The sequence below is a fragment of the Proteiniclasticum sp. genome (assembly GCF_003514505.1).
In the GTDB taxonomy this organism is placed as follows: domain Bacteria; phylum Bacillota; class Clostridia; order Clostridiales; family Clostridiaceae; genus Proteiniclasticum.
This window is the reverse complement of the sequence record NZ_DOPX01000003.1, coordinates 16852-32307: the sequence shown is the minus strand read 5'-3', so window position 1 is coordinate 32307 and position 15456 is coordinate 16852. Positions and strand designations below refer to the sequence as shown.

General features: G+C 44.7%; 13 protein-coding genes and 1 pseudogene. 1 reads left to right on the top strand and 13 read right to left on the bottom strand.

Going from position 1 to position 15456, the window contains the following annotated elements; genetic code table 11:
* Positions 1–7: 7 nt before the first annotated feature.
* The 12 genes and pseudogenes from DEF30_RS00270 to DEF30_RS00215 form a co-directional block, all read right to left on the bottom strand.
* On the bottom strand, positions 8–1747 hold the full coding sequence (locus DEF30_RS00270; protein ID WP_294094975.1) for a methyl-accepting chemotaxis protein: 1740 nt from the start codon (positions 1745–1747) through the stop codon (positions 8–10).
* 327 nt (positions 1748–2074) lie between these two features.
* Positions 2075–2281 (bottom strand): annotated as a pseudogene (locus DEF30_RS12115) (DUF1232 domain-containing protein); the annotation flags it as partial.
* Positions 2282–2371: 90 nt separating this feature from the next.
* On the bottom strand, positions 2372–2806 hold the full coding sequence (locus DEF30_RS00260) for a DUF1801 domain-containing protein (protein ID WP_294094970.1): 435 nt from the start codon (positions 2804–2806) through the stop codon (positions 2372–2374).
* 58 nt (positions 2807–2864) lie between these two features.
* Positions 2865–3797: a tocopherol cyclase family protein gene (locus tag DEF30_RS00255; RefSeq protein ID WP_294094968.1), complete on the bottom strand. Its 933-nt coding sequence runs from the start codon at positions 3795–3797 to the stop codon at positions 2865–2867.
* 136 nt (positions 3798–3933) lie between these two features.
* The gene (locus DEF30_RS00250; protein ID WP_294094965.1) at positions 3934–4563 is read right to left on the bottom strand and encodes a sugar O-acetyltransferase; all 630 of its coding nucleotides are present in this window, start codon (positions 4561–4563) and stop codon (positions 3934–3936) included.
* Between the two features lie 69 nt (positions 4564–4632).
* The gene (gene bsh, locus DEF30_RS00245) at positions 4633–5607 is read right to left on the bottom strand and encodes a choloylglycine hydrolase (protein ID WP_294094962.1); all 975 of its coding nucleotides are present in this window, start codon (positions 5605–5607) and stop codon (positions 4633–4635) included.
* 287 nt (positions 5608–5894) lie between these two features.
* Positions 5895–7217 carry a 6-phospho-alpha-glucosidase gene (locus DEF30_RS00240; RefSeq protein ID WP_294094961.1) on the bottom strand — a complete coding sequence of 441 codons (1323 nt, stop codon included), beginning with the start codon at positions 7215–7217 and terminating at the stop codon, positions 5895–5897.
* 64 nt (positions 7218–7281) lie between these two features.
* On the bottom strand, positions 7282–8913 hold the full coding sequence (locus tag DEF30_RS00235) for a PTS transporter subunit EIIC (protein WP_294094958.1): 1632 nt from the start codon (positions 8911–8913) through the stop codon (positions 7282–7284).
* Positions 8914–8928: 15 nt separating this feature from the next.
* Positions 8929–11505: a glycoside hydrolase family 38 C-terminal domain-containing protein gene (locus tag DEF30_RS00230; RefSeq protein WP_294094955.1), complete on the bottom strand. Its 2577-nt coding sequence runs from the start codon at positions 11503–11505 to the stop codon at positions 8929–8931.
* Between the two features lie 127 nt (positions 11506–11632).
* Entirely contained in the window at positions 11633–12277 is a 645-nt protein-coding gene (locus DEF30_RS00225; RefSeq protein WP_294094952.1) for a MurR/RpiR family transcriptional regulator, read from the bottom strand.
* A gap of 89 nt (positions 12278–12366) precedes the next feature.
* A complete protein-coding gene (locus DEF30_RS00220) occupies positions 12367–12942 on the bottom strand; it encodes a 3'-5' exonuclease (RefSeq protein ID WP_294094949.1) in 576 nt (191 codons plus the stop codon).
* 20 nt (positions 12943–12962) lie between these two features.
* Complete coding sequence (locus DEF30_RS00215; RefSeq protein WP_294094946.1) at positions 12963–13757, bottom strand: Cof-type HAD-IIB family hydrolase; 795 nt, start codon at positions 13755–13757, stop codon at positions 12963–12965.
* A gap of 199 nt (positions 13758–13956) precedes the next feature.
* Between DEF30_RS00215 and DEF30_RS00210 the strand changes: the two genes are divergently transcribed.
* A complete protein-coding gene (locus tag DEF30_RS00210; RefSeq protein ID WP_294094944.1) occupies positions 13957–14922 on the top strand; it encodes a DUF1002 domain-containing protein in 966 nt (321 codons plus the stop codon).
* Between the two features lie 81 nt (positions 14923–15003).
* On the opposite strand, the gene DEF30_RS00205 is transcribed toward DEF30_RS00210, so the two are convergent.
* Positions 15004–15456: a hypothetical protein gene (locus DEF30_RS00205; RefSeq protein ID WP_294094941.1), complete on the bottom strand. Its 453-nt coding sequence runs from the start codon at positions 15454–15456 to the stop codon at positions 15004–15006.

The window sequence follows — 15456 nt, the reverse complement described above, 5'->3', positions numbered from 1 at the left end:
ACTTCGATTATAATCTGAACTCTTTAATCAAGTGCTCCAGTTCTTTGGCCAGTTCATTGAGTTTATCCGTCTGGGCATTGATCTCCTCAATGCCGGCCAGCTGCTCTTCTGTGCTGGCGGAAACCTCCTCCGTACTGGCAGAGACTTCTTCCGTACTGGCGGATATGCCTGTCATGGCATCCACAATTTTCTCTTTTTTGAGGTTCATGGTTTCTACATCCTTCTGGATGCCAGTAAGCACATCTACTACGCTGCGGATGCCCCTTTCAATGGATGTGAACTTTTCCTTGGTGAAGACAACACTCTCATTCTGCTCCTTCATGGCAGTCTCCAGTTCTATAAGAGATTCGGAAGACTGAGAAGACTGACGTTCAATCTCTGAAATCAGGTCTCTGATCTCATGAACAGATTGAGAAGACTGCTCTGCAAGCTTTCTGATTTCTTCCGCAACCACTGCAAAGCCTCTGCCCACTTCCCCAGCTCTGGCGGCTTCAATGCTGGCATTCAGCGCCAGAAGATTGGTCTGGTCTGCAATCCCTGTGATGGTGGAGGTGAAAACACTAATGTGCTTGGTACTGTCTTCCACCTTGGAGATGACCTCTGCAATTTTCCTGGTGGCCTCATTGGATTTTCCGGTGACTGTAATGAGATTCTCTACAGCGGAAAGTCCTTCTCTGCTTTCTTTTTCCGTTTCCTTGGACAGCTTTTCTACGGATTTGGTCTTTTCGGCCACATCCTCAATGCTTCCAGCAAGATCTTCCGCCATGACAGCCCCTTGCTCTGTCATAGCGCTTTCCTCACTGACCGCTTCTGCCACTTCCTGGATGGTTTGGGTCACTTCATTCAGGGCTCTGGTGGACTGCTTTGTAATGTCCACAAGGTTTCCTGAAAGCTCTGCCACAGACCCTGAGGTGTTCTGCATGGTGCCAACAAGTCCTCTTAAATTCTTTAGAAGCCTGTTATAGGAATCCCCCAAGACTCTGATTTCGTCCCTGCTTTTCACCTGAACTTCAACAAGATTCAGATCCTTTTCAGACATTTTCTTGATGGAGCTTGCGATGGCCTGAATGGGCCTTGTAATATTATTGGCCAGAAGCACAATGACAAGAAGTCCCAAAACAGAAGAGACGGAGAGCACAATACCGATGAGCATCAGAATGTTCTCTGCACCTTCATTGAAGTCTTCCTCATAGGCACTGGCAGACACCACCCAGTCCCAGTCCTTGTCATACTCCTGATAAGAGATCTTATACCCGATCTTTTCGGAGTTTGGCAGTGTCCAGGCGTAGCGCAGGAACCCACCGCCATTCATACCGATCTTAATCTGCTCCTGAACAAATTTGAAGCCTGTGCCTCCCTTCTCCTCCACTTCCCACACATCCTGTCCTTCCAGGCTGGGATGCATGGCTTCCAGGCCTTTAGAGGTATAGGCAATGAAATATCCGCTTTTCCCAAGATCAATCTCTCTTCGGATGGGTCTTTTCCCTTCCGCATTCTTCTCTCCCAGAAGCAGCACTCGAACGTATTCTTTGGCTTCCTCCTCGGTGATTTCTCCTCGTTCCGCTTCCCCTTTTTTCACTTCAATGAGCTGCATCACCTGACGCACGCCATTTTTCAGAAGCACCTCTCCCTTCTTGTCCAGCTCCGACTTTGCCGACAGGTAGCTGGTGATGCCCAATATCAGAATGGGTGTCAGTAAGAGGATACTGGTGATGACAACAAGTTTCGTTCTAATTTTTCTAAACATAGATTGCTCCTTTATCCTTGGTTTCTTCATGAGGGTATACTGCGTCCACGCATTTCGCTTCTTTTTCTTCAAAATACAAGAAAGCAGAAACCTTACACTTATCTATCGGTATGCAATCACCAGACATTAAGAGGATTTTAATTTGAGACCCAAATATTTTTACGCGAGAAAGCGAAAAAAAAGCCAGGCTGCGAATCACCTGACTTCATCTAACTATGAAAAAACAATCCAACCAAGGAGTGCCCCCCAGAAAATGAGGATGGGCACACTGTAGTACCATCTGGCTTGAAGACCCCTCGGCCATAAAGCTTTTGCTCTATCCACGGACTCTACAAGAACTTCCTTAGGAATGAGCCGGATGGCAAGTCCCCCAAGAAGAGGCAGAATCAGAAGATCATCTACATATCCGAGGACTGGGATGAAATCCGGGATCAAATCTATGGGAGAAAGGGCATAGATCAGTGTGCCTGCTGCGAGCACTTTGGCCAGCAGCGGAGTCCTTTTGTCCTTCAGGGCGAGAAATAGAGCAGGCAGCATCCGTGCCAGCTGCTCACTTCTTTCTTTCAGTACTTCAGCAATCTTTTTCAATCATTTCACCTTTTTCAGTAAGTTTCATTCCATTGATCAGGCTTTCACCACTGGATACTTCTCCTCCACTTTTCTCATGGTGGATGCCATGAGTTCCTTCAGAACGGAAAGATCAATATCCTCCAGTTTTTTCACATAGATGCAGGCTTTGCCCATTTTGAACTTTCCAAGCTTCTCTAGAAGCGCATCCTGGTCTTCTCCTCCGAAATAAACATAAAGGGAAATCGCCGCTTTTCTTGGAGAGAAGCCTAATATGGGCCAGTCTCCTTCCTGTTTGCTTCTGTCAGACTTGTAGTGGTACTGTCCAAGACCAATGATGCTGGCTCCCCACATCTTTGCTTTCCACCCGGTGAACTCTTCCATAAGAGCCAGCAGCGCTAAAGCATCCTGAGCCTTTTTCTCTGTATCTGAAAATGCATGGATGAACTCCACCACATCTTCCTCTGTTTTCTTGGTTTTGATGCCTGCCATTTTTCTACCCCTTTCTCTTCTCATTTCTCACAAGGAAGGATACTCGATCCTTTCGCTTCTAGTCGGCTTTCTCTCCAAAATCCACGTCGATGGACCCTCTCTCCGTCTGAAGCTCCATGATTTTTTCTTTTCCTTTAAACAGCAGAAGTGCCATCCTTCCATCCAAAGACTCCTTAATCTTCGCCCGCATCTCCCCATGGTCTGGAGATGCCAGAGCCACTGGATTGAGCTGCTTCGCTTTCAGCACCACTTTATAACGCCCTTTTTGAATCACGGCCACAAAGGCATCCTCCCGAACCTTAAAGTCCAGCATAAAACTTCCTTCAATGGAGCTGAAACGGTACTCTTTTCCTTCATGATGAAGAACCAGGAAAAACCCTTTCGCAGATTTTCCCAGCATGGGCACCGTGGCATAGCTGAAAGCGATGGAAGAGTCTTCAAAGTCATTGGCCTGGGCCCAGACATAGTTTTCCGGAAAACTGATACCCCAGTCTTTCTCCATATACCCTTTGGCACCTGATATGAGAAAGCTGTCCTCTCCCACAGCAAGGTTTCCAGACACTTCATGGTTCATACTGATGATGCCATGATTGCATTCATTGGGAAAGTGGGTGAGCCACCCCATGATGCCAGGTTTCAGAAAGGAGGTTCTGATGGGAGAAAGTTCTCCAAAACGGAAGCTGCCCTTCACATTCTTTCCATCCATCACGAAGTCCAGAACCATCTTCTCCTTGGACAGTACGTTGTTCCCAATATGCAGCACAAAAGGATTCTCCTCCACCCACATCTCTTCTATGGGGTAGGAGATGTATGCAGTGTCGTGATCCAAGCTGCTTGTGAACTGAATAAAAGCATGCTTTGTCTTCTCATGGGTGGTATAGCCCCAGATGACAGAAAACAAGATTCCTGCCTCTTTGGCATCCACCTTGGAGAACCATCCTTCAAATGCATCTTTTTTATCCAAACCAACCATAAGTCCAAATGCGTCCAATAAAACCACTCCTATCCATTCATTCTAGTTCCTTTTATTATAAGTCAGCGGCTCGGGAAAAGGCATGAACAATCTGTGTTATTTCAAAAAGAAATAGAAACAGCCTGCAGAAGCTCCGCAGACTGTACTCTTTTAACTATAGCTCTAAACCCAGATCCTTCAAGGTCTCTTCATCAAAAACCCTATCTCTGAAGTAATACTTCCGGTCCTCTTCTGTGATCAATCGCAGCACCCTGCAAGGATTTCCAGCAGCCAGTGCATTGTCCGGAAGATCTTTTGTGACGACGCTCCCGGACCCAATGACCACATTATTTCCAATGGTGACGCCCGGTAAAATCACCACATTGCCGCCAACCCACACATTGTCTCCAATGGTCACCTCAATGCCGTACTCATATCCTGTGTTTCTCATCTCTGGATGCAGGGGATGTCCTGCCGTATAGATGGAAACATGGGGAGCAAACATCACATTTTTGCCGATGGTGACTTTCCCCACATCCAGGATGGTGAGATTGTAATTTGCATAGAAATTCTCTCCTACATGAATGTTGTAGCCATAATCACAGAAAAAAGGCGGATTTACCTGTAGCTCTTTTCCTGTGGAACCAAAAAGGTTTTTGAGAAGATCCGGAAGCCTCGTCCACTCCTTTGGGTGCAGATGATTGATTTCGTAAATCTTCTCCCTGCAGATTGCCCTTTCCTCTGAAAGTCCGTCCATCCAGGCCTTGTAGGGTAACCCCTGCAGCATTCTTTCTTTATGATCCATCAAGTTTCCTCCAAAATATTCATTCGTCTTCAAATCATTCTAACTCGTTTCCATTGAAACTTCTATGTTTCAGTTCTCACTTTGAACAACCAGCTTTTTCCTCAGCGGATACTGTAGCAGTTTGTCAGAATCCAGATTCTCCTTCTGAAGTGAAACAGCCGTCAATGAACTGTTGTCATAGGTCTTATAGTAATAGATCCCTTTTTCCGTATTCACGCAGGAACTGTAAATGGTGTACTCAAAGTGCCCACCTTCCACTTCCGTGCATCCCTTAGGCTGGGAAACCGCATCCAGTATATGGAAGAACTGGCTGACACTTTCTTCTTCTCCTTTGGGCACATAGTCCTGAAACTTTACAAAAGCAGCTCTTACAAACCGTGAGCTGGAGGAAAGGTCCCCTGGAAGCCCCATACTGCCCATGCCCAGGCTGTATGGTTTCAGGGGAAGCTTCTCCGAAAAGAGATTCACAGGAGCTTTTCCTGTAACCTGCATAAAGTCATTCAGCCTGTGAAGGTGATAGGTGAATTCCGGATTATTTGCAAGAACACCCACCGGATTCTCATAGATTTTCAGCCCCTCTGCCACAGACTCCACCACTATAGACTCATTCTTATAAGAAATCATATAGTGCAGTGGTGCCAGCGGAACCTCTTTAGAAAAGGGCTCATCGTAGAGATGGAGTTTTGAAAGAAGCTTTCTCACTTCTTCCATATCCTTACTTTGACCAAGGATCCAGAGAATAAACTCAAAAGGTGATACATTGTCTTTTCCTTCTTCAAAAGGATGAAACACCGCATTCCCTGGGAAATTAAGCCCTGCCATGCTGACCCCCTTTTCGTTGGTGGCGTCATAGTAAAGTGGATATCCTTCCATCTCCGTAGCCATGCCGATGATGGCGTAGTGATTTTTCAGCTCTCCCACAGAACGGAATTTCAGCGGAAAATTCCTTGGCGTAATAGTGACTTTTTCATCATAACTGTAGTGCAGATCGAGATTGCGGCCAAAGTAAAAACCATCAGTCTTATAGTTCACAGCTGTACACATAAAATCCCTCCATTCATTTTCTTAAGACTATCATATACCGTTCTTGTGATGGAGTCCTCATTGTTCACATAATGTATACATACTACATGCTTCATTCAAAGTTTACTGCTGTAGTATTGTGTGGATGCCTATTCTCGCATACATTATCCCTTCTATTCATAATGTGCATGATTCAGCTTTTTACTTTGAAGATTGAAATCAATTAAAAACAAGACCTGCGAAGAATGCATTCTTTCTCGCTGGTCTTGTTTTTGGATGGCTTCTGTATTTAGATACAGCCTCTCGTATTACTTGAGTTCAGGCCAATAGTCTTTATTCACTTCTATGAGAGCATCCAGTACTTTTCTAGCTTTCTTGGCATCTACAACAGTTCTATTCAATGTCAGAGCTTTCAGCGCTTTGCTGTATGATCCCTCAAAATAGGCATCTGCAGTTAGCTTCTCATATGCAAGCTGCTGTTCTATCATGCCTTTATAAAATGTGTCAATGTTCCCAACTCCATAAGGTCTTGGTCCATTGGCACCTAAGGTTGCTGTGACTTCCACCATAGCATCGTTCTGAATGTTTCCGATGAGTCCGTTGTTTTCCACAATGACAATATAGAGCTGGTGTTTATTGAATGCAATGGATTCTGCAACTTCTACGATCATGTCGCCATGGGCGTCATTATGGACCACATGGGCATTCTTCGTGGTGCCTTCCAAGGCAACCCGCCTACATTCCTCAAAGACTCTCTTTTCCCGTCCCTCTATCACTTCATTGGCTCTTGTAAATTCCGGATTCATTTTATTAAACTTATACTCTGGATACAGATAGTACTGAAGATAGGTATTGGGCAGATATTCCGGAAAATCTTTCAGCATATCTTCCACCATGGCATAGGTCTCCAGCCACGACTTATCCCGCTGCTCCGCATCCGCTGGCGCAAACCCTCTTTCCTTCACAATGTTCTTAATCACAGGAACCAGATCATGGCCCTCTTTGTCAAAAAGATGGGTAAACCAGCCAAAATGATTGAGTCCAAAATAGACCGGTTCAAATTCATAGGGATCCATGCCTAGAATCTTTCCATAGGATCGAAGAAGATTTACAGGCTGATCGCAGATATTGAGAATTTTCTTGTCCTCATGGAACACCCGATTCAACGCTTCTGCCACAATCGCAGCTGGATTGGTATAGTTTAAAATCCAAGCATCCTTGGCATACATCCTCACATCCTCCACCAGCTGAATCATATCCCGGATGGATCTCATGCCATAGGCAAATCCTCCTGGACCACAGGTTTCCTGTCCGATTACTCCAAATTCCATGGGAATCTTCTCATCTTTTTCACGCATGGTGTATCCACCTGTTCTCATCTGGCAGAATACGAAATCTACGTCTGTGAATGCTGTTTCTTTGTCAGTGGTGTAGTAAAAATCGAGTTCCGGATACTTTTCCTTGAATAGAATCTTTGCAAACTCACCAATGACACTCTGACGTTCTTCATCTATGTCATACATTACAAGTTTCCCCAGTGGGAACTCACTTTTCTTTTTGCAAAGACTGTTCAGCAGTCCTGGTGTCCAGGTGCTTCCTCCACCTACAATGACTATGTTGAACTTTTTCATGATAACTCCTTTCATAATAAACGAAGACAGGGCTCATTCTGTGAAGCCCTGTCCCCTCTTATCTTCAGTGCTGTTCCTGGCTTCTTAGCTCATAAACATAATTGTCTACAATATTTCTGATTTTGGTGATTCTCCCGCCATATACCACATGGATGGTATTCTGGTCTGGTCTGATGATGCCATTGGGATTGGATTTCTTGATGAGGTCTTCCTGGATTTTTGATGCGTCCAGAACCTCCACTCGAAGCCTTGTAATGCAGTTGTCAATATCTGCGATATTCTCCAGCCCACCCAAGCCTTCAATGATCTGCTTCGCAATGACTCTGTCATCCTGTGAGATGGATACTGCTCCATTCAACTCGTCATCCTCCTCTGTGAAGTCCGCCTCTCTTCTGCCGATGGTCATTACATTGAATTTGGTGATGATGAACTTGTAAGTAAAATAATACATAGCGAAGAAGACTGGTCCTGCAATCAGGTAGAGATACCATTTGGTTTGTGCCCCTTGGAGAACTCCGAACACAAGCCAGTCAATAATTCCACCTTGGATGTTCCCGATGGCAGCTCCGAAAAGTGCAGGCACAAGAAATGCCAGTCCAGCAAATATTGCGTTGACAATCCAAAGTATGGGCGAAATAAAGATGAAGGTGAACTCAATGGGTTCTGTAATTCCTGTCAGTATGACAGCTGTGACTCCAGCAAGAAAGAACTTCAGTACTCTATCCCTCTTTTCGGGTAGCGCAGTATGGTAAATGGCCATGACTGCAGCAGGCATGCCAAACACCATATGAAGGATTTTGCCTTGTGCCAGGAACTGTGTAGCCTGAGTAGAGAACTGAAGCTGGTTATCCAGCTGGTACAGATAAATCTGCAGTGCTCCTACAAGAGATTCCCCATTGATGGTTTCTACTCCACCAAGTGCTGTAAACCGGAATGTCTGGTTGAGGATATGGTGCAGTCCCGTTGGATTGATGATTTTTTCAGTAAATCCATACAAGAACACTCCAAAGAGTCCCGTTTCACTGATCAGTTTTCCCATGGAGATGATGGCGGTATTGACTACTGGCCAAACGAAGGTCAGGAGAATACCTACAACTGCCATAATCAGAGCAGCTGCAATGGGCACAAAACGTTTGCCGCTGTAAAAGGTCAGTGACGGATGAAGTTCAGTTTCCCTGAACTTGTTATGGATATATACTCCCATCAGACCAGCAATAATACCACCAATGACATTCGTATTGTATACAAAGATGCCCAGAACATTCGTGAAGGCAGAGTTTCTAAGCGTTGCATCCACCTGGCTTAATCCACTGTTCTGCATGAGATAGTCCACTGACGTTGTCGCTGAAGTAAGTCCCTGAACCTGGAGAATATAGCTCATGCCCATAAGCATAGCGATATATCCCACAGCTCCCGCATACACTGCTACACCCTTGTCTCTTTTTACCATACCTAAAGGTATGGACATAGCAAAGAGCAAAGGAAGCTGCCCAAAGGGGAGCCCTGCCAGCCTACGGATTAGGCCCAAGACATTCTGGATACTTGTGTTTTCTAGAAAAGGCAGTGTCGCGATGATATTTTTGTTTTGCAGTGCCGCTGCGAGCCCAAGGAAAATAGCCATAAATGAGAGCAGACTGATTGGAAATAAGAGAGATTTGCCGAAGCTTTGAAAGTTTTTCTTGAAGTTAGACATCATTACGCTCCTTCTTATTTATATTTCTTCCATTGAAGACAAAATTACTTGGAGAATTTCCTGAGGTCTCATCTGGACCTTCTCCAATGGTCTTAGTTTTTCTTCCATACCATTGGCAAGGAAGGTTCCTTCCGGAAACTCAACGGTGATATCTCTATTCTCTGGATTGAAGATTCTTACGAAAACCTCATTCCCTTCTTCTGTTCTCTTTACAGCCGACACAACTGCTTCCTGTAAAGGAAGGCTCAGCTTTTTCTTCGGCACAATCAAGGCATTTCTTCTGTTGATGTTAAAACGATTGAACTCTTTTTTATGGTACCCCATGATGGGAGTCAGATACTTTTTTGATTCTTTTGAGGGGTTCACATCCTTCAGATGGAAAGAAAATGCAAATCTGAAATGAAACTCCGTTCCCAGGAGCTGGTTGTCCGGGGTTTCTATCTCAATTCCTGAAGGCCTTCCAGGCCGATTGACAAGGTTTCTCTTGCCTAAATGAGAGAATGCCCGGAACAAAGTAAAATGAATCTGATCTTCCAGCACTTCATATTCCTTCAGTCCCTCAGTATATAGGTGTCCGCTTCTCTCCTCATCATGAAGCACAGCGAAGCTTTGCATAGTTTCGATGCTCACAGGCTTCTCCACCCATTGTTCCTTTTCCCAGATGGCGAGCTCCTCTTTCAAATATACCTTCTTTTTCTGGCAGGACAGATATCCATCCACCTGGACTTCATCTACGATCATCCCAGTTGAAAAAACTCCACGGAATCGGGAATCCTTTACTGCATTTTTATGTTTTAACTCACAGTATACTTTCGGGTCCTTCTCATAAAGACGGAAAGCAGCCTCAAAGGTTACCGTTTTATCTGCTACGCTCTTCTCTCTACTTTCCTGGGAGTGAGGCACTGCAAACTGAATCGTAAGCTGAAGTTCCTGAAAACCCGCTCCCCTTCGTTTTTCCCCTGTGATTTCAGCATAGTCCATCGATCGGACCAACAGATCCTTCACGGGTGGAGAATAGTCATAGCTGTCTCCAGCATCTCCAGAGTTCTCGAGGTAAAACACATTCTCATGATGAATACCCGTAATCTTATCCTGATAACTGATCTGATTTCCCTCTACTTTCAGCACGCCCCACAGATTTTCGATGATGAGTGCCTTCTCCACTTTCATGATCGGCCGTACACTGGTACGCTCCTCTTGCAGCTGAAGATATTTTACAGACAATCCATCCATTTTCTCCACTCTCAAAAGCAGTCTGCTCCGGTAGACTTTAATATCCATGAGCCTTGCAGCCACCTGTCGGTCTGTGAGTCCCGCATCCTCTTCTTCTTGAGAAAGAATGGAAAAAGGAATCTCCTGATGATGCTCATCCAAAATGGTGAAATCCCTTTGTCTCGTAAGCGTGACAAGCTCCACCATCTCCTCTTCTCTCGCTTCAGGCAATGGGTTCACCAAGACAATGGTATTCTTTTCAGGTCTTGCCAAGGACAGAAGCCTCAGATGCAGTTCCAGCTGCGTATCCACCATTTCTTTAGCATTCAGAAGTCTATGGTATATATCCCGGTTCACGGCATCCGAGTTGCATCCACCGATGCTGTCGTGGGCATGTACACCAAAGAGAATCTTCAAAATCTCTTCAATCACCCCATGAGGATATTCTATACCGGCCCCCACACCAATAACTGCTAAAGGCTCCAGCTGATGAAGCAGCTTATGTTCAATCTCAGTGTTCAAAAGCTTGATATCCATCCTGGTAGAACCGATGGTTCTGTGAATCCTCGCATGCTTGCTGTGTGTGAGTTCACCTTTTACAGTTTCCAGCTTTTCCAGTGGAAGAGTCTCAAGATAGCTCTCAAAATCTCCAATCTCAATTTCATCTTCCGGGTAGAGTTTTCTAAGCGTCTCAAGGATATCTTCAATGTTCTTCTGAATCGGCATTTGGTCATGGCCGTTCATCACCAGTCTGCCACTTCCACTCGAATAAGTATCCAGGACCTTCATAATCTTCCCCATGCGATTTTTCAGTGCCACTTCTTCCTCTTCCAGATACTTTGCCCCCTGATAACCAGCAGCCAGGTTCACCCCAAGGATTCTGGTGCCGTCAACACCTTCCCAGAAGAAATCTGAATGCTCCGCTTTCAGCTCACTGAAGCCTCTCCAAAAAAAAGTGGATCCTATGGAAAAAGACTTGTAAATCTGAGGCATCTGACTGGCATGACCAAATGTATCCGGTGCGTAACCAATGAGCATAGGTTCTCCAAACTCTCGTGCTCGTTTGATTCCATAGTAAAGATTTCTGAACACAGATTCTCCATGAACCAGAAGCAAATCAGTCTGAGTATAAAAGGGTCCTACCCGAAGCTGCCCATTCTTTATAAATTTATGCAGTTTCACTTCGCCGCCTTTATCCATTTCAAGATAATCATCTATCATCACACTTTGTCCGTCTAATATGTAAATACAATCTGGATGGTCTTCCAGATACTCTAGGACTTCTTGCATATGGTTCCTAAGCAGCACTTTTGTCTCATCCTTGGTGAAGTACCATTCTCGATCCCAATGGGTATGCATAAGGATTTTGATTTTTCTATTCAATACCTCAGCTCCTCTTTTTATCACTATATTTGGATTATAACGGTTTCATACGTTCTTCTGTTCCAAAATTCCGGATAATTATCCATAAGAAAAGCCCCATCTGGTGGGATGGGACTTTGGGATCCTTTTAGATTCGGTCTATGAGTTCGTTGACCATCAGAATGATATGCAGTTGCTGTTCTCTGGAAATTCCTTTCTGCTTATCCACGGGGACTTCATGATAAAAAGTCAGATCGCTAAGCTGCATAAGAGTTGAGTCTTTTTTGGTAAGTGCCAGAACCTTCAGTCCTCTTTTTTGAGCTTCCTTTGCCATCTGATGACAACGCTGAGTTTCTCCTGAACTTGAGAGAATAATGAGTGCAAAGTCCTCAAAATTTTTCAGCATCTGCACTTCTGCAATAATCGTTGAGGGAATCCCCTTATAAAGAAGCTGTCTTTGGAGATATAGTGCTGAGATATTAGAAGCGCCCAGACCAAAAAGAAGTAGCTTACGTCTATTTTCAGAAACAGCTTTTGCCACTTCATCCACACTGTCAAAAGAAATTTTTCTAAGAATGTATTCTGTATGGGCAATATGTTTTTCAGTGGAGGACTTCATCAGCACAAGATCCTCTTCCACAGCATACTTCAGTTCACTATATCCCCGAAATCCCAGAATCTTGCAGGTTCTGTTTATTGTAGCTTGAGAGGTAAAGCTCTCTGCTGCCACCTTGACAACAGAAATGTGGGGTATTCTCTCAAAGTTCTTTTCCAGATAATCTAGCACTTCCATCTCACTTCAGGTTACAGCTTTGTCAAAATTTCTTTCACGGAGCTGATGAATCACTCTATACCGCATAACATACCTCCTTTTGGATCATTTTATCGAAATACAATCCCCTGTCTTCTGCAATGTTCCCGCATACATTCATAAGCCTTCTGAGTCATGATGCAGTCAGCCATGGAGCGGTGCGCACCATCCCGCTCAATGCCGAATCTCTCCGTCAGATCCTGAAGTCTATGTCTTTCGTTTGGGTAGAGTTTTCTGCTGATTCTCATGGTATCCAGATAATCATTTGGAAATGGCATGCCAAAGTGCCTCTCATAGGCAGCATTGAGAAAACCTAAATCAAAACTTGCATTATGGGCAAGAACTGGACGTCCATCAAGAAAACCATGAAGTCCAGGGAGTGCTTCCTCAATGGTAGGGGAGAATCTCACCATGTCATTGCTGATGCCAGTAAGATTTGTAATGAACCCTGAGATTCTCGTCTTAGGTCTCACCAGGGTGCAGTACTCTCCTGTCTTAACACCACCCCGAAAAGCGATGGCCCCGATTTCAATAATTTCATGGGTCACCGGAGAAAGTCCTGTGGTCTCCAGGTCCAAAACCACATACTCCTCTAAAAAATCTTCGATGTATTTCCCAGCTCTACGAATGCTTCTGCTTTTTTCCATATCTCTATTCCTCTCTTCATCTATAAGGCCAGAAAATCCAGCATGGTCTGCATCACTGCATCCTCATGATGATTCCCGGTGATATATCTGGCCCGGTCCTTGACCTTATCCACTGCATTTCTCATGGCAAAGCTGAAATGAGCCCGGTCCAGAAGTTCCAGATCGTTATATCCGTCGCCAAAGGCCATGGTTTCTTCTCGGCTCACAGAGAGCATCTCCTGAAGCCTTTCCACCGTAGTTCCTTTGTGAACACCGTGGGCTGCGATATCAAGCCATGTGTCTTCGGATGCCACAAGATAGGCTTCCTTCTGGAAGCTCTCCATTTTTTTCAGTGTATCATAGCAGTTTCCTTTTGGGTCATGCACCGTAATTTTCACAAAGGGCTCTTTGATGTCTCTAAAGTCTTTCACAATAATCACCGTCTGATAAGAGTTTCTGACAATCTGCGCTTCCGATTCTGAAACCGTATCTTTCAGATAAGCTCCCACATTGGTGCAGGGAATCAGCGTCTGATGAGCTCCTACTTCTTCCAGCTTCGCAAGGATCCTTTCTCCCAGACTGTTTTCGATGAGGGATTCAAACATCACTTCCCCATTTTTTTTAATTCTTGTGGCACTGTCTCCTAGAATCCAGACATCTTCTTTCTCGTCTTCCAACAGCTCCTCCACCCGCTCACACTGTTTTCCTGTGACGCAGGCAAAGTGCACGCCTTTTTCCTTCAGTTTTTGCTTCACCTCTTTAAAGAGGGTTCTGTTGTAGTCTCCTTCTTTATTAAGAAACGTCCCGTCCATATCTGTCAGTATCAGCTTAATCAATCGTTCTCTCTCCTCGCATCTTATCTTTCATACTTCATCTTTCTTCTATTCTACCATGGAAACTAATCCTTTGGTGAGGATGAAAAGTTCTGAAGAACGACCAAGAAAAATCTTAAAGGTTTCTACATTCTTTCCCAAGAACTTTGTGTTATATTCAGGGAGAATAGAATACTGCCCTCATGAAAGGAGATCTATGAAGATGAATCAAAGAAAATGGATAAAAAATACAGCACTGACTCTAGCGCTCTCAGGCCTCATGCTTTCAAACTTTGCTATGCCTTCAAAAATAGTTCTGGCCGATGAACTGAAAGACCCGGTATTCGCCTATGGAGAAAGCCTCACGGCATCTGAGAAGGAAAGAACCGCAGAGCTTCTATCTGTAGAGCAGGATAACAAAGAGATCATCGTAAAAATCAATGAACTCAATGACATTCTTCACAACAGCTACGACTACTATCAGGTATACTCTTCCGTCTACCTGAAGCCCGGGGACACTGGGGAAGGGGTCCGGGTGGAGATTGTCACCCCAGAAACCATCACAAAAATCACTCCAGCCCAGTACCAGAATGCGGCCATCACCGCAGGAGCTGTGAATCTCACCATCCGCATCGCTTCCGTAAAAGCCGTGGACGGTTCCGGTGCATTGGCCGGTGTGTACAAAGCCTTCAGTGATGCAGGTTTTGAGCTGCCTGAAGAAAATGTCATCGTAGCTCAAGAAGAGCTTCAGGAAACCTCTGACATCAGTGAGGAGAATGAGGGGAAAGATGGATACTCTGATGAGCTCTTAAATGCTGCCATCGCAGAAATCAAAGCCCAGATCCAGAAAGAGAAAGAGGAAAATGGCGGAGACATCAATCAGGTGAACATCACAAACATCGTGAACAATGTTCTCAACAACTACAACTTAGGCGATATTCTTTCTGAAGAAAATAAAGAAAAGCTCATTGAGCTCATGAAGAAGTTTGGAGAGCTGGAGTTTACAGAGGCCCAGAAAGAAGCCATCAAAGACTTTGGTAAGAATCTCATTGAAAACGGGGGAAATCTTCTGGATGATGTGAAGTCCACCTGGGACAACCTGGATGAGGATGTGAAGACAGGCATCGCAGGATTCTTCAAAAGCATCATGGAGGCCATTGGGAATTTCTTTAAAGGACTTTTCGGCTAATAAGCCGTACTTTAAACGCATTAAAAAGGGAAGAAGCAATCACTTCTTCCCTTTTTCGTTGTCCTGATTTTAAAAATCACACTATGCTAGCTCAGATAACACTCTTTTTGCAGCCTCCTCTGGTGATTCACTGCTGGAATCCACCAGAAGTCTTGACTCTATTTCTTCCCAAAGATTCATCTGCTTCTCCAGCATCATCTCCAGAGGTTTGGGGAGATTTCCCCGCATGCGCTCTCCAAATCTTCTTTTGATGTCTTCAGGCGCCGCCGTAAACCGTACGGTGAAGAAGCCCTCCTGAAGGGTGAGCCGATCGAAAAGTTCCTTCTCTGTACAAACAAAAATCAGAGATTCTTCCTTACCATGCCCAGCAGCTTCTACCATTTTCTCCTGGAAGATCCTCCAGGCCTCACCTTCCGCTTTTGCAAGTCTCAGATAATCCTTTCCGGAATAAATCTGTGCACCGGTCCTTTTTCCTACAATCTCAGCTGTAGTGGATTTTCCAGAGCAGCTGGGTCCCACAAACACATATAACAT

What these genes read in the sequence shown, in the direction of transcription:
- DEF30_RS00270 (WP_294094975.1), bottom strand. Translation starts at nt 1,747, where the DNA reads ATGTTTAGAAAAATTAGAACGAAACTTGTTGTCATCACCAGTATCCTC.
- DEF30_RS00260 (WP_294094970.1), bottom strand. Translation starts at nt 2,806, where the DNA reads ATGGCAGGCATCAAAACCAAGAAAACAGAGGAAGATGTGGTGGAGTTC.
- DEF30_RS00250 (WP_294094965.1), bottom strand. Translation starts at nt 4,563, where the DNA reads ATGGATCATAAAGAAAGAATGCTGCAGGGGTTACCCTACAAGGCCTGG.
- bsh (WP_294094962.1), bottom strand. Translation starts at nt 5,607, where the DNA reads ATGTGTACAGCTGTGAACTATAAGACTGATGGTTTTTACTTTGGCCGC.
- DEF30_RS00240 (WP_294094961.1), bottom strand. Translation starts at nt 7,217, where the DNA reads ATGAAAAAGTTCAACATAGTCATTGTAGGTGGAGGAAGCACCTGGACA.
- DEF30_RS00235 (WP_294094958.1), bottom strand. Translation starts at nt 8,913, where the DNA reads ATGATGTCTAACTTCAAGAAAAACTTTCAAAGCTTCGGCAAATCTCTC.
- DEF30_RS00225 (WP_294094952.1), bottom strand. Translation starts at nt 12,277, where the DNA reads ATGGAAGTGCTAGATTATCTGGAAAAGAACTTTGAGAGAATACCCCAC.
- DEF30_RS00220 (WP_294094949.1), bottom strand. Translation starts at nt 12,942, where the DNA reads ATGGAAAAAAGCAGAAGCATTCGTAGAGCTGGGAAATACATCGAAGAT.
- DEF30_RS00210 (WP_294094944.1), top strand. Translation starts at nt 13,957, where the DNA reads ATGAATCAAAGAAAATGGATAAAAAATACAGCACTGACTCTAGCGCTC.
- DEF30_RS00205 (WP_294094941.1), bottom strand. Translation starts at nt 15,456, where the DNA reads ATGTTATATGTGTTTGTGGGACCCAGCTGCTCTGGAAAATCCACTACA.